The 21110-nt window shown below is 65.2% G+C and carries 18 protein-coding genes and 2 pseudogenes; 13 read left to right on the top strand and 7 right to left on the bottom strand.

Annotation, left to right across the window (positions count from 1 at the left end; genetic code table 11):
• From LI94_RS07545 to LI94_RS07535, 3 genes are all read left to right on the top strand, one after another.
• On the top strand, positions 1 to 243 hold a 243-nt coding region (locus tag LI94_RS07545), incomplete at its 5' end, for an integrase core domain-containing protein (protein WP_046300806.1).
• Between the two features lie 43 nt (positions 244 to 286).
• The gene (locus LI94_RS07540) at positions 287 to 526 is read left to right on the top strand and encodes a hypothetical protein (RefSeq protein ID WP_046300805.1); all 240 of its coding nucleotides are present in this window, start codon (positions 287 to 289) and stop codon (positions 524 to 526) included.
• A gap of 149 nt (positions 527 to 675) precedes the next feature.
• Positions 676 to 1494, top strand: a complete 819-nt coding sequence (locus LI94_RS07535; RefSeq protein ID WP_046300804.1) for a trypsin-like peptidase domain-containing protein — start codon at positions 676 to 678, stop codon at positions 1492 to 1494.
• 111 nt (positions 1495 to 1605) lie between these two features.
• Here LI94_RS07535 and LI94_RS07530 read toward each other — a convergent pair whose 3' ends face one another.
• A complete protein-coding gene (locus LI94_RS07530; RefSeq protein WP_192830937.1) occupies positions 1606 to 3858 on the bottom strand; it encodes an AAA family ATPase in 2253 nt (750 codons plus the stop codon).
• 221 nt (positions 3859 to 4079) lie between these two features.
• The gene (locus LI94_RS07525; protein ID WP_046300802.1) at positions 4080 to 4346 is read right to left on the bottom strand and encodes a hypothetical protein; all 267 of its coding nucleotides are present in this window, start codon (positions 4344 to 4346) and stop codon (positions 4080 to 4082) included.
• A gap of 504 nt (positions 4347 to 4850) precedes the next feature.
• Between LI94_RS07525 and LI94_RS07520 the strand changes: the two genes are divergently transcribed.
• Positions 4851 to 5828, top strand: coding sequence for an ATP-binding protein (locus tag LI94_RS07520; RefSeq protein WP_046300801.1), 978 nt, complete (start codon positions 4851 to 4853; stop codon positions 5826 to 5828).
• A 37-nt stretch (positions 5829 to 5865) separates the two neighbouring features.
• Positions 5866 to 8313 carry a S8 family peptidase gene (locus tag LI94_RS07515; RefSeq protein WP_052739896.1) on the top strand — a complete coding sequence of 816 codons (2448 nt, stop codon included), beginning with the start codon at positions 5866 to 5868 and terminating at the stop codon, positions 8311 to 8313.
• 277 nt (positions 8314 to 8590) lie between these two features.
• Here the strand turns inward: LI94_RS07515 and LI94_RS23735 are convergent, their stop codons facing one another.
• Positions 8591 to 9397 carry a hypothetical protein gene (locus LI94_RS23735; RefSeq protein WP_192830936.1) on the bottom strand — a complete coding sequence of 269 codons (807 nt, stop codon included), beginning with the start codon at positions 9395 to 9397 and terminating at the stop codon, positions 8591 to 8593.
• 743 nt (positions 9398 to 10140) lie between these two features.
• Between LI94_RS23735 and LI94_RS23730 the strand changes: the two genes are divergently transcribed.
• The 6 genes and pseudogenes from LI94_RS23730 (at position 10141) to LI94_RS07490 (ending at position 14451) form a co-directional block, all read left to right on the top strand.
• On the top strand, positions 10141 to 10287 hold the full coding sequence (locus LI94_RS23730) for a hypothetical protein (RefSeq protein ID WP_192830935.1): 147 nt from the start codon (positions 10141 to 10143) through the stop codon (positions 10285 to 10287).
• 374 nt (positions 10288 to 10661) lie between these two features.
• Positions 10662 to 11471, top strand: a pseudogene (locus LI94_RS22195) (acyl-CoA dehydrogenase family protein); the annotation flags it as partial.
• A gap of 32 nt (positions 11472 to 11503) precedes the next feature.
• Positions 11504 to 12517 (top strand): annotated as a pseudogene (locus LI94_RS07505) (CaiB/BaiF CoA-transferase family protein); the annotation flags it as partial.
• Between the two features lie 281 nt (positions 12518 to 12798).
• A complete protein-coding gene (locus tag LI94_RS07500; protein ID WP_046300810.1) occupies positions 12799 to 13032 on the top strand; it encodes a type II toxin-antitoxin system prevent-host-death family antitoxin in 234 nt (77 codons plus the stop codon).
• The gene (locus LI94_RS07495) at positions 13029 to 13418 is read left to right on the top strand and encodes a type II toxin-antitoxin system VapC family toxin (protein WP_046300798.1); all 390 of its coding nucleotides are present in this window, start codon (positions 13029 to 13031) and stop codon (positions 13416 to 13418) included. Before LI94_RS07500 ends, LI94_RS07495 begins: the two co-directional genes overlap by 4 nt.
• A 142-nt stretch (positions 13419 to 13560) precedes the next feature.
• The gene (locus LI94_RS07490) at positions 13561 to 14451 is read left to right on the top strand and encodes an alpha/beta fold hydrolase (protein WP_046189044.1); all 891 of its coding nucleotides are present in this window, start codon (positions 13561 to 13563) and stop codon (positions 14449 to 14451) included.
• Between the two features lie 25 nt (positions 14452 to 14476).
• Here the strand turns inward: LI94_RS07490 and LI94_RS07485 are convergent, their stop codons facing one another.
• From LI94_RS07485 to LI94_RS07470, 4 genes are all read right to left on the bottom strand, one after another.
• On the bottom strand, positions 14477 to 15505 hold the full coding sequence (locus LI94_RS07485) for a GTP-binding protein (protein WP_046300797.1): 1029 nt from the start codon (positions 15503 to 15505) through the stop codon (positions 14477 to 14479).
• A 59-nt stretch (positions 15506 to 15564) separates the two neighbouring features.
• Entirely contained in the window at positions 15565 to 17082 is a 1518-nt protein-coding gene (locus LI94_RS07480; protein WP_239651174.1) for a serine hydrolase domain-containing protein, read from the bottom strand.
• Positions 17083 to 17125: 43 nt separating this feature from the next.
• Entirely contained in the window at positions 17126 to 18094 is a 969-nt protein-coding gene (locus LI94_RS07475) for a PE-PPE domain-containing protein (RefSeq protein ID WP_046300796.1), read from the bottom strand.
• A gap of 121 nt (positions 18095 to 18215) precedes the next feature.
• On the bottom strand, positions 18216 to 18908 hold the full coding sequence (locus tag LI94_RS07470; RefSeq protein ID WP_046300795.1) for a TetR/AcrR family transcriptional regulator: 693 nt from the start codon (positions 18906 to 18908) through the stop codon (positions 18216 to 18218).
• Between the two features lie 111 nt (positions 18909 to 19019).
• On the opposite strand from LI94_RS07470, the gene LI94_RS07465 reads away from it, so the two are divergent.
• Both LI94_RS07465 and LI94_RS07460 read left to right on the top strand, forming a co-directional pair.
• Positions 19020 to 20162: a VOC family protein gene (locus LI94_RS07465; protein WP_046300794.1), complete on the top strand. Its 1143-nt coding sequence runs from the start codon at positions 19020 to 19022 to the stop codon at positions 20160 to 20162.
• Complete coding sequence (locus LI94_RS07460; RefSeq protein WP_024443066.1) at positions 20159 to 21097, top strand: fumarylacetoacetate hydrolase family protein; 939 nt, start codon at positions 20159 to 20161, stop codon at positions 21095 to 21097. Before LI94_RS07465 ends, LI94_RS07460 begins: the two co-directional genes overlap by 4 nt.
• The last annotated feature ends 13 nt before the right edge of the window (positions 21098 to 21110 follow it).

Here is a 21110-nt window from a genome sequence, read left to right as displayed (position 1 = left end):
GGCTCGCTGTTCATCGACCCCGGATCACCCTGGCAGAACGCCTGGATCGAATCGTTCAACGGCCGCCTGCGCGACGAACTGCTCAACTCGTGGCGCTTCGACTCCCTGCGCGAAGCCCAAGTGATCATCGAAGACTGGAGGATCGACTACAACGCCAACAGACCGCATTCGGCCCACCGCGGACTCAGCCCAGCCGAGTTCGCCCTACAGTGGACCACGACCCACCAACCCCAAGCCGCATAGCGACTGGACCACCAAACGGGTCCCCCTCACTGATGCGTACGCGGTGCTGGCCGGGGCGGGGGTTTCCAAGGGAGCCGGCCTGCCATCGGCGTGGGAGATCGAGGTCGACCTGGTCACGAAGATCGCTCGCCAGGTTCAGGACCCCACGGTGATCAACGACGACAACGCCGAGCAGTGGTACCGCGACAGGTTCGGCAAGCCGCTGACTCAGCGATCTGTTGGAGCACCTCGCGCAATCATCCGCGCCGGAGCGGTTCGAGCCGACACCCGTGAGGTCCACTGACTCCGCGAGGGCACCCTGGTCAGCATCGGCTACGAGGGCAGGATCGTCGGCGACCTGGTTGCGCAGCTGCGCACACGTCCCACCGCTGTAGGTTCTGTACGTTCTCAGATTCAACCTTCAACGTGACGTGAGGTATCAGGGGTCAGGCTATGAACGGGCCAGAATGGGCGGAAATTCAGCAACCGGGCGCGATTGGCAGCTACGTCCTGCCGCTGATGGTCGGTGTTCTGAAACGTGCGGATGGCGCGTTCCAGCTACACGCCAAGACTGTTGAGGGCACCGGCTTCCTCGTAGCCGGCGGCGGCGGGCTGGGGATCACCGCGCACCATGTTGTGAAGGCGGTATTGGGCGCGGCCCCGATTCCGGACCCCTTCACTCGGGTCGATCAGGTTGGCGACGAGATTTCCGTGCCTGGAACCGGATTCATCAATAACGAGGGCGACTTTTCCCACATGCCGATCGGTGCGGTCGATCTGCACCCGACCGAAGACGTTGCGTTGTTCCGGCTACCGGAGGGGAATTACTTCTCGCCGTACACGATCAGCGCGGAGAAGCGTGAGGCGTCGGCCATTTACTCGGTCTGGGGCTATCCAGATGAGGTGCGTCACGACTATTTCAACGAGCGTGAGCGACTGCTCAACATTCCGCTTGTCTACTCAGGCGGTCACTTCCGGCGGCGATTCAATGCTGAGATTCCCGAACCCGGCCCGCGGGGCAGGTACTTCTACGAATTGAGCAGTCCGGCAGGGTCGTGCTGCTCCGGTGCCCCTGTGTCGATCCGTCACGATCCGTGGACTGCGGTCGGCGTGTACACCGGCGAACGGCGCAACGATAGCGGGTTTGCAGTCGGATTCGCTACCCGCGCTGAAGCTTTGGTTGAGCGGTGGCCGCAACTTGGTGACCCATCCGCCGACCTGACGGAGCTATGCCCGCTACCACCGCACCCGCCAACTCAACCCGAAAATTAGTGACTCGAAAATCCACACCTCAGACGCTGGACCCCTACGCGCTGGCACGTTCGTGCCTCCGCTTCTGGACATATTTGGTCATTATCGGCTAGCCGTCGACCGGGCGAGTGCTCACGTTATGGACACATCTGCCGAGGCGCGCACTGCTTGGTAGGCCAACGCTTCCACCGCTTTGACCAGTGCGGGGTAGTCATCGATCTGCGCGCGTGGATCGTCATCGAGGTGAAAGCGCTCGCGCCAGCGGCGCATTGTGGCACGCACGTCCTCAGCGTCGGAGGAGTTGTCGAGCTGATCGGAAATCTCCTCTATTAGGGCCAGCACATCTTCGCGGCGGGCCGTCCCGCGTTGCGTGCGCAAGAACTGTCGTTTGGCACGATTAATGCGGCTTGAAATCTTGTCCACAGCTTCGGCGCGCACCGCTTGTCGTTGCCGGCGCGCCAACGCCGACAAAAGAAGGGTGAAGTTCTGTTGGGCGCGGGCCAAGTCAGGATCTGGGTCTGCGGCCTGGGCACGGCTGCGCTGGTCCAGCGTGGCTGTGACGGCGCGAGCGAATGCAACCTTGTCGAGGTGGAACCGCTGCTTGCCCGAGCGACTTCGAACCAGCCGTTCCAAGTGCGCTACTAGACCGCCATCGCCAGCGAGATCCTGCACGCTTAGCCCGAGAGTGTCGACCGCGATGTCGGGCACAAACTCCTCGCAGTAGATTTTCACCGCCGCGACGGCGATCGAAAACGGGATGAGATCCTCGATGACGATCACCCCGCCGGGGTTGTCGGTCTCGATGGACGCCAATTCGGTATCGGATACTTGCAATACGAGACGGTCATCGATGAGAGGCGCTGCGTAGGCGCCTCCGGCCTGCAACTCCTCCCGCGCCTCGTCGCCCGGTTTGTCGCCGTCAAGCAAGACGATGATCGGTGGCTTCTCGACGTCTCGTCCGCGCGCGAGGTAAACCATGTAGGGGACGTGGCGGGTCCCCCCGGTCGGGACGAGGGTGATCGTGTTGAGGTCGAGTCGATCGCGGTCGGCTACGCCGCGAGTGGCGAGCCAGCGCGCCACCCCTGCCAGTAGCACCTGATCAGATGGTCCTTCTAGCATCAGGTTGCAGTTGCCAATGAAGGCGGTTTCGGCGACGAATCCGCCGAAAGCTGAGCGTAACGGTTCGTAGTGGTTAGCGGCCACGCTGGCCACCACGCGGGTGCCTTCGTCGTATTCGCCCTTCTCGACTACTCGGATACGGCCCGCGTCGTTCTTGTCGATGAGAAACGGTGAATGGGTGACGTAGACGACTTGGACAGGTTGGCGTGCTGGTTCACGCGGATGGGCGAAGTCCTCGAAGATACGCAGGAGGTCTTGCTGCCCCGACGAGGACAGGAATTTGTCGGGCTCGTCCATGAGCAGGAGCTCAGGGCCACCGTCCTTCGGTGGCTGGTGGGCGAGGTACTGCACGAAGTAGCTCAGGAAATACTTCAACCCGTCGCTGCGCTCATCGAAACCATAGGAGCGTCCGGTGCGATCACGGATCATGAAGATCAGGTGGTACTCGTGCAAGGCGACGAACAGCTCGAAGCGGCTGTCCTGGGACCACCAGTGTGGGAAGTTCAGCGCTTTGGCTAACTCGGCATTGATGGTGTCGACGATGCTGTTGGCATAGCCGTTCTTTGTACGCACTGCATTTTGCAACTCGGCGAACAGCGATTGATCAAGGTCGGCCACTTTGAGGAGCAAGTCGGCGGCCAGCGCGAATTTCCGGAGCTCCTCGTCGTCGACGCGGCGGGTGTCGGCAAAGGCATCTGCGATCTCCCCTGAACGTTCGGTGACCGTGGTCTGGGAGTCGAACCAGTTGTGGTTGTCCAAGAAGCGATCCCACACCCGGCGCAAGAAGTTGCGGCCCAGCGCAGTGGAGGCCTCTCCTGTGACGAGGTACTCCAGCGGCACACTGTCGGGCAAGGGGACGTCGGTGTCGATGGAGAACGGCGTAGGAACACCGATACTGCGCAACGATTCTGGTGCCTTGATGTGCGCAGGGGCGGTCCAGATGCCATCCTGGCGCACATACAAGCGGAGTTTCGGAAGCGTATTCATCCGGAAGATGGCGACGCGTTGGGCCGGCCCGAGATTCTCCAGCCCGGTGATCTGCTCGATGGTTGCGAGGTCACTGGCGGTGATGTCGGTGAACTCAGCGCCGAATTCCGGAACCAGCAGGGCTTTGTCGACGCCGAAGAATGTGGAGTATCGACAGAAGTCGCTGCGATCGAATCCCTCCCCGGTCAGTGCCGCGGAAATCGCGCACAGCATCTGGCTCTTGCCGGATTCGTTGCCGCCGACAACGGTGGTGATGTCGGGTCGCAGTCGTAGCCGCACGAACGGATAGTCAGCACCTGAAGGAGTTGCGTCCCACGGGTCAGGCTCGTACGTCTCCGACGAAGCGCGGATGTAGTCGTAGTTCAGCGATCGGAAGAATCGGGCGTAGGTTGCACATAGCCGCATACGGGTCCCTGTCGTCGAGGTGAAGGCACGTCGTGTCTGATTGTTTCAGTCGACGCCGACACACAGGTACCGATCTTGTTCGGTTGCGCCGCCGCTTACATCAGGTTGAACATGCTGACCGGTGGTCCGCCCTCGTTGCGGATCTGGGAGATCCGCGCGTCAGTTAGTCCGGACAGACGTGCGACCTTCTTGGGCGGCATGCCGATGTCGAGCGCCTCACGGATGTACCGCTTCTGGTGTTCCCGGGCCACGCCAACCGACCGCACGCGGCGGTGAATAGTTGCGCGGTTGCGCCGGATCATCGTGGTGAGGACGGCGATGTGTTCGGCATCGCTGTTGATCTCAGTTTCGTCGATAAACATGAGCCCCACTTTACAGGATAGGACTACAAGGTAGGGAAGATTATTCGCAGCTAGAATCCTAGTAATCGTTAAACCGGTTTAACTCCGTCGGAAGGCCGCAGCCGAGTGTCGGGGCCTGGCCGCGGAGCAGCGCCGAGCCTCGAGCTGGAGGCCAGCCCAACGTCAGACCGCGCGATGCGTCGGAGGACGTTGCTAGGTTCCCGTTCCCACAAGACGAGTTGCTGATCCGGGATCGCACGACCATTTCTCGTGCTGTTTAGAGCTTGGGCGAGTGCGCGGGCGTCGCCGAACGCTTTCGAGGTGCCCGAGCCTGTGTGCGGATGGACGGATCGGCACTGGAACTCTTGGCCCTGTATCCCGAGCTGTGCTTTTGCGCGCGGGCCGCCGACGCGACCGATACGATCAGGCGAGCGGACACAGACCACACTCGGGCGTGGTGCCATCGTCGAGAAGTAGGCGTCTGGAAGTATCTGGAAGTATGGGGAACAGCGGAAGGAGAGTGGCATGGCCAGGTCCGATTTGCTGCTTGCGCTGGTTCAGTCCGGGGCTGGCGGCGACGATCTCGCGTTCCGACGTGCGGCCGAAGCCCTGATCGCGGAAGAGAATGCCAAGAAGCACAACGTACTGGCCTCGCAGCTCACCGAAGCCCTGACCCGCCGCCGTAGCGCCGCGTCGACCGTCTCGTCGTTGTCGCGTCATCGCGAGTCGGCGGGCCTCTTCCACGAGATCGAACCGTTGAGACGGATGGCCGACCTCGTCCTGCCGGTCGCCGTGCGGCAGCAGGTGACCGACCTGATCGAGGAGCATCAGCGGCGGGACCTACTCCGGAGCCACGGTATCGAGCCCAGGCACCGCATACTGCTGGCCGGCCCGCCCGGCAGCGGCAAGACGTCGTTCGCCGAGGCGTTAGCGACCGAGATCGCGGTGCCTTTGATGTCGGTGCGGTACGAGGCCCTGATCGGGTCCTTCCTTGGCGAAACCGCCGGCAGGCTCGAAGCCTTGTTCGCGGCGGTCCGCGTGCAGCCGTGCGTGCTCTTCTTCGACGAGTTCGACGCGGTCGCCAAGGAACGCGGTGACACACACGAGACCGGCGAGATTAAGCGAGTGGTCAGTTCTCTTCTGCTGCAGATCGACAGGCTTCCCACGCACGTGGTCGTAGTCGCGGCGACCAATCACGCGGAGCTGCTCGACCGAGCGGTATGGCGCCGGATGCAGCTTCGCCTTTCGCTGCCACACGCGTCGCGGGACGGGAAGGTGGAGTGGCTGAAAGCATGGTCGAGCAGAACCGGCGTCTCCTTCGGGCTGTCCGAGCGAACGGTGGCCGACCGCCTGCGCGACGCGAGTTACGCCGAGCTTGAGGACTTTGCGCTGGACGTGCACAGGCGCCAGATCCTCGACGGGTTCGACGCGAGCCCCTCCGACGTCACGAGCCGGCTACTGAGAAGTTGGGCGCAGCGCGCGAAGCCAGAGTCCGTTGACTGAGCCGGTCGGCCCCGGCCGCCCGCTCCTATGGGGCCGGTTGCGGCCTCCGACAACCGTCGTCCCCACCGCCCGCAACAACCCCAAAGTCGACGTTCCCGGGGGCAGGCGACAGGGAGAGCGGCTGGACTCCAAGTTCGAGGCGCTCGAGCGCGCCTTCGGCGATCAGATCAACTTCGTCGCCTCCCTCGGCGCGAGCGACCCCGAACTGGTGGTCGTGTTCGAGGGGTTGGATGAGCGGGTCGATCTGACCAACGTCGCCGAGAACCTCGGGTTCGAGATCCTCAGTGAGGTCGAGACCGAATCCGAACCGGACCCCGACTTCCCGCGCAGGTCGAAGGACCAATCTCTGCCCGTGCCCGGATGCATACACGCCGTGTGTCTCAACCGGTCCGCCATGGACGAACTGCTGCGCTATTGGGCGGAGTGGAAACGCAGTCAACGACTGCCTCGCGGCTACACACCGCTGCGAGAACTGTTCGCGCACCTGAAGGACGTCCGACCATGGGGCCCACTGGACCGGATGCGGGCCACAGACTGGTCGGACTATCTGGCGGGGCTATTGCCCGACGCACAGCACGAGATCGAGATCGAACTCTGGTACCGGTTCTCTCCGGCGCTGCGCGACCGGGCTCAGCGCGACGTCGCCGCAATGATCGCCGCGGACGGGGGCTCGGTACTGTCAACCGTGCGCGTCGACGAGGTCGGATTCCACGGCATGAAGGCGCTGGTGCCCACCGGAACTTTGACCGCCCTGGCCCGCGGTGAACACGATGCGGTCGGTGTCGTCAAGTCCACCCACGTGATGTACATCCGGGCGTCGTCGCAGTCGTTCCTGTTCTCCGAGCCCTCCTCAGACGCCGCCGAACAGGATCACCCGCTACCCACCGGTCCTCCGGTGCTGTGCGTTCTCGACGGCGTCCCCGTGACCAATCACCAGCTGCTGGCTGAACGTCTCGTCGTGCACGATCCGGACGATCTGGCCGGTGCATCGAGCGCCGGCCAGCGCAAGCACGGGACGGCGATGGCGTCGGTGGCAGTGTGGGGGGACCTGTCAGCGCCGACAGAGCCGGCCGCCAGGCCGGTGTTCGTACGCCCCATCCTCGAGCCGCACCCGGCCACGCGTGACGGCACCGAGGAGCTGCGCCGCGACGAACTCGCTCCCGACCTCATGCGCCGTGTATTCAGGGAGCTGTTCGACGGCGACAGGACGGCTGGACCCGTCGGGGATTCGATCGTCGTGGTCAGTCTCTCGGTCGGGGATCCGGGAGCGCCGTTCGACGGCGTCATGTCGGCGTGGGCGCGGACTCTCGACTGGCTGAGTTCGTTGTACGGAGTCGTCGTGGTGGTCTCGGCGGGCAATCATGTCCGCCTGCCGGTGGCGTGCGGGGCCGCGTCGGTCGCAGACCTGACGGGACGGGACCGCGCAGAGGCCGTGAACCGGGCGGTGGCAGAGGCGTTCCCGCGTCGGAGCCTGCTGGCACCCGCGGACGCGATCAACGCGGTGACAGTGGGCGCGCTCAGCCGGGACGCCGCCGGCGACGTCCCGCCGGGCCCGTATCGATTCGATCCCGCGGCCGACTCACGAATTGTCAACCCGGTGAGCGCGCTGGGTTCCGGGCATCGCAGATCGATCAAGCCCGATCTGGTGGCCCCAGGCGGCCGCACCTACTACGCGGCGCCACTCGAAGGAGACGACGTCCTCGTCCCAGCGCCAACCGCTGGGCTCGGACCCGGCATCAAAGTCGCTGCTGCGGACGGGCATTCGCTCGTCTTTACCTCCGGCACCAGTCCAGCGGCGGCGATGGTTGCCAGGGAAGCCGCCGAGCTGGTGGATGTGCTGTTGCGGATCGCGGAGGAGCCGCTTCCGCGCGCCGCGATCGCAGCGGCGACCAAGTCGCTTTTGACCCACGGTGCGAGGGTGCCGAAGGATCTGCTGGTCGATGACCGCATCGGTGCGCACGCCCACGGTTACGGTGAGCTTTCACGCAGCCTGTCGAGGGGGTGTGCGGCCAACGAGGCGACGATCGTCTGCGCCGGAACAATCGGGGCCAACGAGCAGCGAGTGGTGGCGGTGCCATTGCCGTCCGGTCTTCAGCAGACCGGTGTCAAACGGTTGACTGCGACGTTGGCGTGGCTGTCGCCGGTTAACTGGCGGCACCGTCAATACCGAAGGGCGGCTCTGTCTTTCGCGAAGCCGACGGGCCTCACAGAACTCGGCAAGGCGCTCGACGTTCAGGCGGAAGCTACCAAGCGGGGCACCGTGCAGCACGCGGTGTGGGAGGTCAACCGGGCCGTGCCATACGGTCGAGGCGACGAGTTCGAGCTGACGGTGCAGTGCCGCGAACAGGCCGGCGGGTTGAACGGCGAGTTGGTCGACTTCGCGGTCGCGATCTCCCTATGGGTCGCCCCTGAACTGGAAGTCGATGTTTACCAGGAGGTTCGGGAACAGCTCGAGGCACGGGTGGGCGTGGGTGTTCGCACCTAAGGACGAATTTCATAATCGGCGGTCGGTCACGCTTACGTTGATCACGTGGAGCTCGCGAGAATCCTCAGGACTTCGAGCGATCGTTCTGTTCCGCGGGCCGCGCGACTTCCCGGCACATCGGATAGCTAAATCGCACAGTCGGTCCCCTTGTCATCGCTTGTTCGTATCGACGGTTGTCCACGTCAAGTGAATCTGGACCCGGTGTCGTCGACAACTGATCAGATATCAGGTGCCGTTGATACCAATTTGGCTGAATCCAGCGGGATGCCTGCAGGACTCACGTGCCGTGCTTCTTCTTGACTTGGTAAAAGCGGGACTTGGCGGGCACCGGCGCCTCGGCGCCTCGGCGATGAGGGCGTACCCACGTGGTGCCCCCGTCGCGTAGCCGGCGCTGATGCCCCCGCACCGCATGGCCTATTGGCGCGTGGCGTGGGGTGTCGAGATGAGCTCCGCTACCAGATGGGCCTTCGCCCCACATCAAAACAACGGCATCGTCGAGTTCATGGGAACGGGCTGGAAGGACTGGAGCCGTTGTGTTGACTCGCGTCGGAGCAGCGTTTCGACTGCTGAGTTTGTGGATGAGCGATAGGTGTGTATAGACGGCGTCAAAAACGCCAGTGACGGAGTCGATCTGATACTTCGCAACGCGGTTGCGGGGATCAGACGTGGCTGGTTGACGCCGAGCTAAGGAGCCGTCCGCTGCCAGATCGACGATCTCCGCACCGGGCCACCACAGTGGCTTCTTGGTGCCTTCTCGACCACTGGTGACGAATTGAATGGTGTACCGATCCGCGCCGGTCTCGGTTATCAATGCACCGCACAACATCTCAAGGTGCGGGTACTCAAGCCACAACTGTTCGAATGGAGGGCGCAGGCACGTCGTGGTCCAAGCCGTTGACGGGGCAACTCTGGGCAAGACACAGAATTTGGCTTCGCAGGCAAGAATCTCGTCAACGATTTCCCCCGGCGCCGGCGTTCCACTGTTGGTTCTGTTCCAAACACGTAAGCCGCGTTCCGCGATGAGGCTGAGTAACTCAGGTGTGGTGGCGCGCTGCGCTTGCGCGACAGCGGCGGTCAGGTCCACTGGAACCGGCGGGGCCGTAGCTGTCGCGGGCTCAACGTCGGCGGGGCCAGGGGTGGGACTCGAGGTTGGCAGCGGCGCGGCGGCCGTATCGCCAGGTCCGTTGCCTACTCCCATGGCCTGGGCCGCCGGCTGACCAGGTGGCGGGGCAACCAACGCTGGCGCGGGCGGAGAGGAAGACCGCTTTTCCTGCTGTCGCTCGAGAGTCTTGCGAGTGACTACCTTCGGCACGATTCCGGCGGCCTGAGCGGCGGCAACCATACGCATGTTGTCGGCAGCGCGTGTCCGGGCCGCGGCCTTCCGCGCCTGCTTCGTCCTCTTACGTTCCTGATGGCTGGATAGGCCGGACGCGGGCGGCGCGGCGGCAGGTCGGTCACGCGGGTCTTGCGGGTTCACGTCGCCCATGCAGCGGAATCCTATTGCAGGAGCGACGCCCGTTGGCTCCGTCGACCTCGGCCTTCTGGCCCTTCTCCACATCAGAATCGTCGTTGTGTCGCCAGTGCCTGAACCGACCGTGCGCGCGCTGCCCAAACCACCGGGGATCTTCCGTCAGCCGGTCGGTTGGAGGGTCGAGTATGAACGTCGGTATGAACCCCCGCCAACCGTTCCTACGCTCGGGCGGGGAGCTGGATTCCTTGGTCGATTCTCTGGCTGCGATTGCCGCGATCTGGCCGGCGATTCGTTCTTGCTGGGCGGAAACATGTTGGCAGTCATCGACGCTGCGCTTTGCGCTGACATCATCGGCCATGCCGAGCACGCTTCCGCTGATTCCGGAGAAGGACCTCACACCGGCGTCACCGCACGTCCTGTCAGGTGACGAAATGGTGGTACGCAACATGGCGTGTGCTGTCGGGGAAGACGGGCGACTGCCCATCGCCCGGGTCTGGGGTTGAAGAAATGACACGAACGTGAGACAGACCCAGATGACACCGAGTGAGACAACGGGAATCAGCTCTGGTCGGACCGCCGGCATATGACACGCAACGTGAGAACCTACAGCGCTGTAGGGTCTCGCCGCTGATGTCACTTACTCAGCGGTGATGTCATGTCCGTGTCAGCCATGCCTACTGTAGAGCCGCGACCAAAGCGCGGTTCCGCTGAACTTGTTCCCAAGACCGGCGGCACCTAGCCGGGACAGATCCTGGCCATGCACCACTTCGATCCAAGCGCCGACCGCGGCCCACCACACCGGCATGGCTTCGGCCGCTCGACGGCCGGTGTCGCGAACTGCGTCGTCGTCTCCGGCCACAACCAGTGAGATCCCAGGCTGCCGAAGATGGCCCGCGGCGAGATGGTGGCCGCGATCGCGATGACCGAACCGGGCACCGGATCCGACCTGCAGTCGATCGCGACCAGGGCAGTCAAAGAAGGTGACGACTATGTCATCAACGGCGCCAAGACGTTCATCTCCAACGGCTGGCTGGCCGACCTCGTCCTGGTCGTCGCCAAGACCGGGAACGAGGGCGGGATCGGCGACATCTCTCTGATCGGCGTCGAAACGGCCGATCAACCAGGATTCAGTCGCGGACGCAACCTGGAGAAGGTCGGCCAACATGGCCAGGACACCGTCGAACTCAATTTCTCCGACGTGCGGGTCCCCCAGTCCAATCTGCTCGGCAGCACGGAGGGACAGGGTTCATCCAGTTGATGCAGCAGTTGCCTCAGGAGCGGCTGCTGCTGGGGGTGGCTGCCGCAGCCACCATCGAGAAGGCCGTCCAGCTGTCGGTCGACTACGCCAAGGAGCGCACCGCGTTCGGTAAGCCGCTCATGGCATACCAGAACACCAAATTCGTTCTCGCCGAATGCGATACGCTCGCCACGGTCTGCTGGACCTACCTCGACGACTGCAATCGAGAAGCACCTGGCGGGCGAACTGGACATCACCGCTGCTGCCAAGGCCAAGTGGTGGCTGACCGAACAGCAATGCGTCGTCGTCGATCGCTGTGTGCAGATCTTCGGTGGATACGGCTACATGGTCGAGTACCCCATCGTCCGGCTCTATGCCGACTCGCGCGTGCAGAAAATCTACGGCGGTTCCAACGAGATCATGAAAGAACTCATCGCACGCAGCCTGTAAGACCGGATGACAAGGAAGGACTCGCTGAAGCAATGGGTCCCTTGGATGGCGTCAAAGTCGTCGAGATGGCCGGTCTCGCGCCGGCCCCCTTCGGCTGCATGATTCTCGCAGATCTGGGCGCCGAGGTGGTGCGGATCGATCGCGCTGGAGCTCACGCCGGCCTGGTCACACCTCCAGGCGTGCTGGATCGTGGCCGACACAGCATCGCGATCGATGTGAAGTCTTCGAGCGGCGTCGAGGCGGTTCGCGACATCGCCGCGCACGCCGATGTATTCGTCGAAGGCTTTCGTCCCGGCGTCGCTGAGCGCCTAGGTATCGGGCCGGATGTGCTCTGCGAGATCAACACGGCCTTGATCTACGGCCGAATGACCGGCTGGGGCCAAGACGGCCCATTGGCTGCCCGGGCCGGCCACGACATCAATTACATCGCCATCGCCGGAATACTCGAACCTATCGGGCGCGCGGGTCAACCACCGCACGCCCCGCAGAACCTGCTCGCGGACTTCGCCGGCGGGGGGCTCCTACTCGCCCTCGGGGTGCTGGCGGCTCTTCACGAGCGCAGCCACTCCGGTCGCGGCCAGGTCGTCGATGCAGCCATGGTGGACGGAGCAGCCCTGCTCACCACGTTCTTACACGGTATGCACGCCAATGGATTGTGGGACGGAGAGCGCGGCACCAACGCGCTCGATGGAGGCGCGCCGTTCTACGACACGTACCGAACCCAAGATGGCAACTTCATGGCCGTAGGATGCGTCGAACCGCACTTCTACGCAGAACTCCTCGACAAGCTGGGTCTGAGCGGTTCGAACCTTCCCCACCAACTTGATTCGCGGGGATGGTCGGAGCTCAAGCAGAAGTTCGGGGAGGTCTTCGCGCAGAAGACCCGGGCCGAGTGGACGCAGATCTTCGCCGACTCCGACGCGTGCGTCTCCCCGGTGCTCTCACCGTGGGAGGCACACGAACACCCCCACAACGAAGCGCGGAGGGCTTTCGTTGATGTCGGCGGCGTGCTCCAACCGGCCCCAGCGCCCCGGTTCAGCCGTTCACAGACGACCGACCCCGATCCCGCCACACACAGCGCCACGAATACCGCCCACATCCTCGGGCGGTGGGGGGTGGCCCCGGAGATCATTGAAGCCGTCTCGAGCGAGCGAAAGACGCAGTGATGACCAGTGCGCCCGTGATGGGTCTCGATCGACGCACAAGGGAGAAATCCCCGGGCGGATCTTGGGCCGGAACTGCTCGACTCGCGTTCGCCGTGGACCAGTTCAGGGAATCCCGCTAGTGACGCTAGCGCGACGCGCCTAACGCAGATACGATGTCTCCGATGGAGGCCATCAGTAGCACGGACGCGAAGAACCAGCTCAACCGGCTTTTGAATGACGTCAAAGCCGGCGCGTCGTTCACCATCACCAGCCACGGCCAACCCGTCGCGCGGCTCGTACCTATCAGCGCTGTACCGCGCAGATTTGGCCAGTTACCCAGCCTGGTTGTACCAAGCGACTTCGATGACGCACTACCGGAAGCGGAGCTCGCGGCCTGGGAAGATGCCGAGGCGTGAACGTCCTGCTCGATACCCATACTCTGCTGTGGCTGGTCAGCAAGCCTTCGAACGTAGACGCCGACACGCTCGCGATTTTGAGCGATCCGGGAACGTCGGTGTGGGTCACTGCTGCCTCGGCATGGGAGATCGCGACCAAGACCAGGCTGGGCCGCCTCGACGGCGGAGCTCTGCTGTCGACCTGGACCGACATCATGGCCGACATGAGCAGCACGGAACTAGCGATTGACTCCGCTGACGCGATCCTCGCCGGGCGACTTCCTTGGGAACACCGCGACCCGTTCGACCGCATCATCGTCGCCCAAGCGTTACGCCGCAATCTGACCATCGCCACCCGCGATACCAAGATCATCGATTCGGCGATCACACCAACCCTCAAGGCCTGAACCAGAACCAGCTCGATGGTGGCTCCAGGCCGCATCATCTCGCTAACCTCGATATGTGCCGGAGCCAACGAACCCCCCGCCCGCGCGAGAGGGCCTTCGCCCAGATCGAACCAGTTCCGACGGCGACGGTTCCCCCAGCCCGATCGTTCTCGACGTGGAGGGCTCCGGTGTCCAACCGCCGGTCACCCCTCGGGTGCGGCGGCTGTTCTGGCTACTGGAGCGATTCGCGCCCGCCATCGGATCGCGGTGGGCGGTCGAACTGTGGTGCACTCCACCGGTCCTTGAGTCTAGCCTGCGCATGCCGCCCGGCGTCCCTCCTGGTCAGCCGCTGGAAGCGCACTGGGACGGCCACCGGGTCGCGGGCGAATCCTGGGGCGAGGGGCCGCCGGTCTACCTTGTGCACGGCTGGGGCGGGCGGCGCCCGCACCTCGGCATGTTCATCAAACCCCTGGTCGAATCCGGGCACCGCGTTATCGCCTTCGACCTGCCCAGCCACAACGAGTCAGACCCGGGCGTCCTGGCGCCCGGTCGCACCACAGCCATCGAGTGCGCCGAAGCGGTGGCAGCCATGATCCGGACACATGGGCCGGCCCGCGCGGTAGTCGCCCACTCCCTCGGGTGTAACGCGACCGCATTCGCGGCGTCGTGGGGCGCGACGGTCGGGAGGTTGGTGTTTCTCGCGCCGATGGGCGAGTTCCCGATCTACCTGGATCTGTTCGCCGCGCGCCACAACTTCGGCCGGCGGATACGCGCCGGTCTACATCGACGCCTGGAACGCCGTATCGGCATGCCGCTTGAGGACACCAATATGGTCCGGATCGCCGAGAACACCGATTACCCGCCGCTGCTGCTCATCCACGACCCCGATGACCCCGACACCCCCTATGTGACGAGCGAGAAGGTCGTCGCGTCCTGGCCAGGCGCACGCCTGATGACGACGGCGGGCCTCGGCCGGCTGGCACATTTCCGAATCTTGCGGCACCGACCGGCGATTCGCGCAGGAATCGAATTCATCGGTCCCGCATCGGAGTGAACAGCGCCTGACAGTAAGGCCACCCCTAAATGCTGTAGCGCCGCAACCGCTGCAACCGCCGCATGCCCGCGGCGGCCACTTTCTCGCCGGCGGGCCGCAGAGCTTCCTCGAGCCGCCCCCGAACCTCCGAGGTGTCCAGGTGCGTGCCAATCGCGACGAGGTGGCTGGCCCCGGAACTGGCAGGCGCGGTCACCACGTGCACCGACGTGCCGACGACGTTGACCAGGTAATGACGTTTGCCGATCGCGACTGTGCCCTTGATCCGGTAGACGCCCTGCGGCGGCTGCTCGAGCAGGTCGATGAGTGGCCCCGGGTCAACGGCGCCGTCGCCGACGACGGTGACCGAAGCGGCATGCACGTGGTCGTGGTGCTCGCCGGGAGCGTCGGCAGGCTCGTCGAGGAGCAGCTCCCGAAACGACATCTGCCCGGACTCGCCGCCGTCGCTGATGTCATAGAGCAACCGGGGATCCACGCGTCCGGCCATCGCACCCACCACGTGAGCGTGGGGATTGAGTTCGCGCACACGGGCTTCAACCCGAGCAAGGGCCTCTTCGCGGGCGTCTTCGGCGATCCGATCCAGCTTGTTGACCACGACCAGGGAGGCCACGCCGTAGCGCTGCGGCGGGGCCGACTCGGTATCGACTGTGTCGAAGTGTTCCGCTGCGTCGATGACGTCGACGACACCGCCGTGGCGTATCCGCTCCACCCCGCTGAACCGAATCACCCGCGAGACGTCCGCGGGCTCGGCCACCCCGCTCGCCTCGATAATGATCGCGTCGAGCGCCAGCTTCGGGTCGGCGAGCTTCTCCAGCGCCTCGTCCAGCCCGCCCTCGTCCGGCAGGTGGCAGATGCACCCACCGGCGATCGAGACCGGCTCGTCGACCTGGCCCGTTACCAGGCCGGCGTCGACGTTCAGTTCGCCGAAGTCGTTGATAATGACTCCGATTCGCGCGCCCGGCGCCCGCAGCACATGGTTGAGCAAGGTGGTCTTGCCCGCCCCGAGATACCCCGTCAGCGCGATGACGGGGATAGCGGGAGCGTTGCGATCGGCCACCCGGCCATTATTGCCAGGTGCGCGCGGCCGGGTATGACCACGGGGGAGGAGTTGGCCCGTCAGCTGCCGTACAGCTGCAGCGCCCGGCCGGTCACGGTGGCCACGTCGCCGCTGAGCCCTGCGATGGGCGGACCGCCGCGCTGATGGATCACGTTGGCGAGCACGATCACGTAGGTGTCCGAACCCGGGTCGATCCACAGCGTCACTCCGGTGAACCCGGTGTGCCCGAAGCTGCCGATCGGAAAGATCATGCCGCGCGGCCGGGAGTGCGGCGTATCGATATCCCAGCCGAGGCCGCGGAGATCCTGTCCGTTGATCGCCGGATAGTTCGCGGCGAGCAGCGGATCGGCCCGGTTGGGTGTCGCTGCGTTCGCCTGTTGTGCGGCGGCGTTCGCGGCCACCAGCTGGGTGGCGTTGTGGCCGGGCTGCTGGGGCGTGGTCATCAATTCCAGGGTGGATTGCCGCAACGGAAACGGGCTGGGGCGCCCGGCGAGCCGATCAAGCAGGGCCTGGGCATACCTGCCGATATCGGCGGCGGTCGAGAACACTCCGGCACTGCCGGCCACCCCTCCCATGCGGCGTGCGGTCGGGTCGTTCACCGTGCCGCGCAGCAGTTGATCGAAGTCGGGGTTGATCCCGGGGGTGTCTTCGTCATGCGCCGTCGGCGCGATGCGGGCCAGCAGGTCGGTGCGCCAGCTGCCTACCGGGCAGTCGTCGTCCCGGGATGTCTCTGGTTCCAATGCGATGGCGGTACCGCGGATCTGGTGTGGGCCACAGGCTTTGGCGGCGGGCAGGTAGCGGGTGTCGGTCATGCCCAGCGGCGCGAAGACGTTGTCCTGCACGTAGGTGTCCAACGGTTGGCCGGTCATCGTCTCGACCAGAACGCCCAGGATGATGAAGCCGATGTCCGAGTAGTGGAATAGCTCGCCGGGGCCGAACTCCAGCGGTGCGGTCAGCGCCCGATGAACACCGCCGGCCTTGTCGGCCTCGGTCAGGCCCCAGGGGCCCTGGTGGCTCAGATCGCCCCCGATGCCCGAGGTGTGGGTGAGCAACATGCGCAACGTCACCTGGGCGCGCCGGGGGTCGTTGGTCTCGTTGAACTCCGGCAGGTAGGTCTGGATGGGTTCGTCGATTCCGACCCGGCCCTGTTCGTGCAACTGCAGGACTGCGACGGTCGTCGCGAGGCACTTCGTCAACGACGCGATGTCGAAGATGGTGTCCTCAGTCATCGGCTCGGCGGGCGCGGGCAAGCCGTCGAGAGCGGGTTCGTCTGCGAGCCGGCGCGCGCCGAACGCCTGGCTGAAGGCGATTGTGCCGGCGTGCCCGATCCGGACTACCGCGCCCGGCAGCCGGGGAACCGCGATCGCGTCGTTCAGCAGGGCAGAGATCGGCGCGACCAACTCCTCCCGGGGCAGGTACGGCGCATCCTCACGAGGTTGGGCGGGTGCCGCGGTGGAGGGGGTGGCGGCCGGTAGCGACGGAGGCAGCGGGTGGCCGCACGACGGCGCGGCGGCAAGCACGAGCGCGACGCTTCCCACGGTGCAGGCCCGGGTGATGCGCGTTCGCGACAGTGGCACAGCATCGACGGTAACCAGCTGCCACGAGGGCGACGAGGGCCGGTTAGACCTCCGTCGGGAACCAGTAGTCGAGGGTCTGCTCCACTCCGCCCCAGTCGATACCCAGCCAGTCACCGAAGAAGTCCTCGATGTTGCCGAAGGCGCTGTAGAACGACGCCACCAGCGAGTAGAAGAGGCCCTCCCACCAGCCGCTGTCCACCAGCCCGTGCGCCCAGGCGTTGAGCCAGGTGCTGAACGGATCGAAGTCGCCGGAGATTCCGACGTTGGTGATCAGACCGTCGGTGGTGACGCTCTGGTCGGCGACCTGATCCGGGGTCAGCCCCAGATACATCATGTGCTCCCACAACAGGCCGAGGGCCGACGGCGACGAGGCGTCGGCCACCGGGTCGCCGGGCACCGAATAGACGGTGGTGGTGAACGCGTTGTTGGGTGTCAGGAAGCCGTTCAACAACCCGTCCACCGATGACGGATCCGCTTCTCGTTCGGACCACGCGCCGCCCTCTCCGGCCGGGTTGCCGATGAACACGAAGTGCAGGGCGTCGGGATCGACACCGTCATGGGCCAACTGGGCCATCGCGATGGAACCGGCCGTGGCGCCCTGCGAGTAGCCGAAGATCCAGAGCGGGTTCTCGGCGTTGTAGGCATCCGGGTTGGCCTGGAGTTCGGCCTGCACCGCCCGAACGATCTCGGCGGCGCCGACGAAGCTGCTGTGGCCCTGCTGGATCAGCGCCGGGGTGGACAGCACGCGCAGCGGGGCGTCACATATACCGACGCCCACCACGCAGGAGTCCAAGTCGTCACCGCCGTCGAAACCCAGGGGCTGCAGGAACAGGTCAGCGGCGGTTTGGGCGAAGCTCGGCGAGGGCGTCGACAGGGTCGTGGGGCCCACGAAGAACGCGGTGCCCGACAGCAGGCTGACGTCGATGTGCGCGGCGTGGGTCACCGGGGCGGCCAGCACCCCTCCGGCCACGGTTCCGGCGATCGCGATCGGGGCGAAGACCTTGGTCAGCATCAGTGGGCGTCCTTCCGCAACGGGCCACCCCGCAGCTAAAAATCACACGAGTAAATCCAAAGGTGAACCTGAGGGCGATCATCGCAGGGGCTCCCAAGCGGAGTCAATGGCTGCGCTGTGGTCAGTGTCGTGGCCCAGCCGCAGGTGAATCGCGCAGCGGTGACATATCGGGCAGCGGCCTGCTGCAGATCTGGTGGGCTTCCTCGGGGCTCATGCCGAAGGTGGTCAACAGGTGTTCGGTGGCCGCATCGACGGTGGCTTCGGGATCGCGGTCGGGCCGTTGGCTCAGCAGCGTCCCCAGTCCGACGAACACGCCCCCGGCCAGGGCCAGTCCCAATTCGGGGTCCGACAGCGTGAACCGGCCCTGCTCGATCGCCGTGGTGATATCGCGCAACGCCCGCGGCGACAGGCCGCGGTCGGACAGGATCATCGTGGAGCTGTTGGCCAGCAGCAGCGCGGCCTCCTGGGGGCGCAGCCGAAACAGTCGGCCGCTGAGGCGGTAGTTGGCGGCGAAGGCCTCGGCCGGGTCTGCGATATCGGAGGTGAAGGTGTCGAGCAGGGCCCCGATGCTGTCGAGCGCGTCGGTCACCGCGGCCGCGAACAGCTCTTCTTTGCTGTCGAAATGGTTGTAAAAGGAGCCCATGCCGACGTCGGCGGCCTGGGTGATCTCCAGGACGGGCACGGCGAGCCTGCCGTCTGCGATAAAGCCTTGAGCTGCGCGGATCAACGCGGTACGGGTCCGCAGTTTGCGTCGTTCGAGCCGGTTGGCCGGACCAGCCTCGGGCTGGTCACCGTTGCGCTCGGCCACATCCATGCCTGCAGATTATCAGCCAACTCAGTTCTGAGGAATTCGTCAAAACATTTGACTGAAGCTTTGGTCGTATGTGACGATTTCGTCAGTTGATCCGGAAGGCGGTGGCGCGACGTGCCGAAGACGGGCGAGCCGTGGGCCGACGGCCATAAAGAGCTGCACAGCGAGCAGGGCTCGGTTCGCGGCGAGCATCCCGGTCGCGCCCGCGACCCGCTCATCCGGGTGGTCGACATCGCCTGGCTGGAATTCGACAAGCCGGACCTGGCCCGCGCCGAGGCGTTCGCCCGGGCCTTCGGGTTCGGCATCGCCCACCGCGACCCCGCACAGGTGCAGCTGCGCGGCACCAGTCCCGGCGCGCCCTGCGTATTCGTGCGCCGCGGGCCGCACACGCGCTTCGCCGGGTATGCACTGCGCGCCGCCGACGAAGCCGACGTCGCGCGGCTGGCTGACAAGACCGGTGCTCCGCTGCGGCAGCTGCCGGAATCCATCGGTGGCGTCGCGGTACAGCTGACCGACCCCAGCGGCACCGCCGTCAAGGTGGTGGCCGGCATGCACGTCCTCCCGGCTCAGCCCAGCCAAGATCCGCCGCTCGCCAACATCGGGAGCACCCAGAGGCGGATCAACGCCGGAGTGCGTCCGCTGCGTGTTCCTGCCCGGGTGCAGCGCCTGGGCCACATCGTCTTGCAGTCCACTACCTATCTGCGGACGCTGAACTGGTACCTGGAGACGCTGGGCATGATCGTCAGTGACTTCCAGTTCTTCCCGGGGCAGCGTGAGCGCGGGCCGGCCATGAGCTTCATCCGCTGCGACCGCGGCACCATCCCCGCCGACCACCACACCCTGGCCCTGGCGCTGGGTCCGGAGAATCGCTACGTGCACTCGGCCTATGAAGTCGCCGACCTGGACGCGCTGGCCGCCGGCGGCGAATACCTGCGTGAGCGAGGCTATTTCCGGTCCTGGGGGATCGGCCGCCACATCCAGGGCAGCCAGATCTTCGACTACTGGCGCGACCCCGACGGGTTTCTGGTCGAGCACTACGCCGACGGCGACGTCTTCGACAACACCGTGGAACCGGGCTGGGCGCCCTTCACCGCATCCGGACTTGCCCAATGGGGGCCACCGGCCACCAAAGACTTTCTCGATGCGAGTCCCCGGGCGGCAGGCCGCCAGGCGACCGCCATGCTCACCGCCCTACGGCACGACAACGAATTCGACCTCAACCGCCTCATCGGCCTGCTGAAAGTAGCTGTCTCATGACCATTTCCGTCCTGCGTACCTCCGAGGCCTGGTGGGTGCAGACCCCTACGGGTGCTGCCAAGATCGCCACCACGGCCACAACCACCGCCGAGCTGCTCGCCGACCGGCCCGCCATCGACGCGGCCGCAGCATCCGGCGGCACCGTCGCGGTCGACGAACTGCAGCTGCTGGCGCCGGTGACGGCACCGTGCCGTGTGGTGGCCCAGATGACCAACTTCGAGTCGCACGTCACCGACGCGGGCATGGACCCCAAGACGGTGCCACTGACGTTCTTCCGGAAATCCTCTGCCTCACTGACCGATCCCTACGGTGAGATCGTGCGTCCGTCGCACGTGACACTGCTGGACTACGAGGTCGAGATCGGTCTGGTGATCGGCCGCGACATCCCAGTCGGAATCCAGATCACCGATGCCAACCTGGCCGACTACGTGGCCGGGCTGGTCATCACCAACGACGTCTCCGCGCGCGACATCCAGCTGCCGCAGACCCAGTTCTACGAAGCCAAGTCGTACCCGACCTTCACACCCGTGGGGCCGGCACTGGTCCTCGTCGACGCCGCCGAGCTGGCGCGCTTCGGTGACCTGCGCCTGCGGTTGAGCGTCAACGGTGACCAGCGCCAGAACGGATTGGTCGAAGGCGACATGCTGTACCGCCCCCTGCAGGCCCTGCAGTCGCTGACGCGCTTCCAAGACCTGGCCACCGGAGACCTCATCTTGACCGGCACCCCGGTGGGCACCGCGCTCAGTGCACCCCCCAAGCCGATCGAGATCATCGGCAACCTGCTGCCCCCGGCGGTCAAGTGGAAGGCCTTCTTCGCCCGGCAGGCCAAGAACCCCAAGTACCTGCAGCACGGTGATGTCGTCGAGGCCACCATCGCCACCGACGACGGCGCCATCGACCTGGGGGCGCAGCGTCTGACGGTGCGGCACACATGATCTGCGGGTTGCG

This window comes from Mycobacterium sp. UM_Kg27, from assembly GCF_000972905.1.
Classification (GTDB): Bacteria; Actinomycetota; Actinomycetes; order Mycobacteriales; family Mycobacteriaceae; genus Mycobacterium.
Note: the sequence above shows the minus strand (reverse complement) of the source record. Positions and strands in the feature narration are given on the sequence as shown.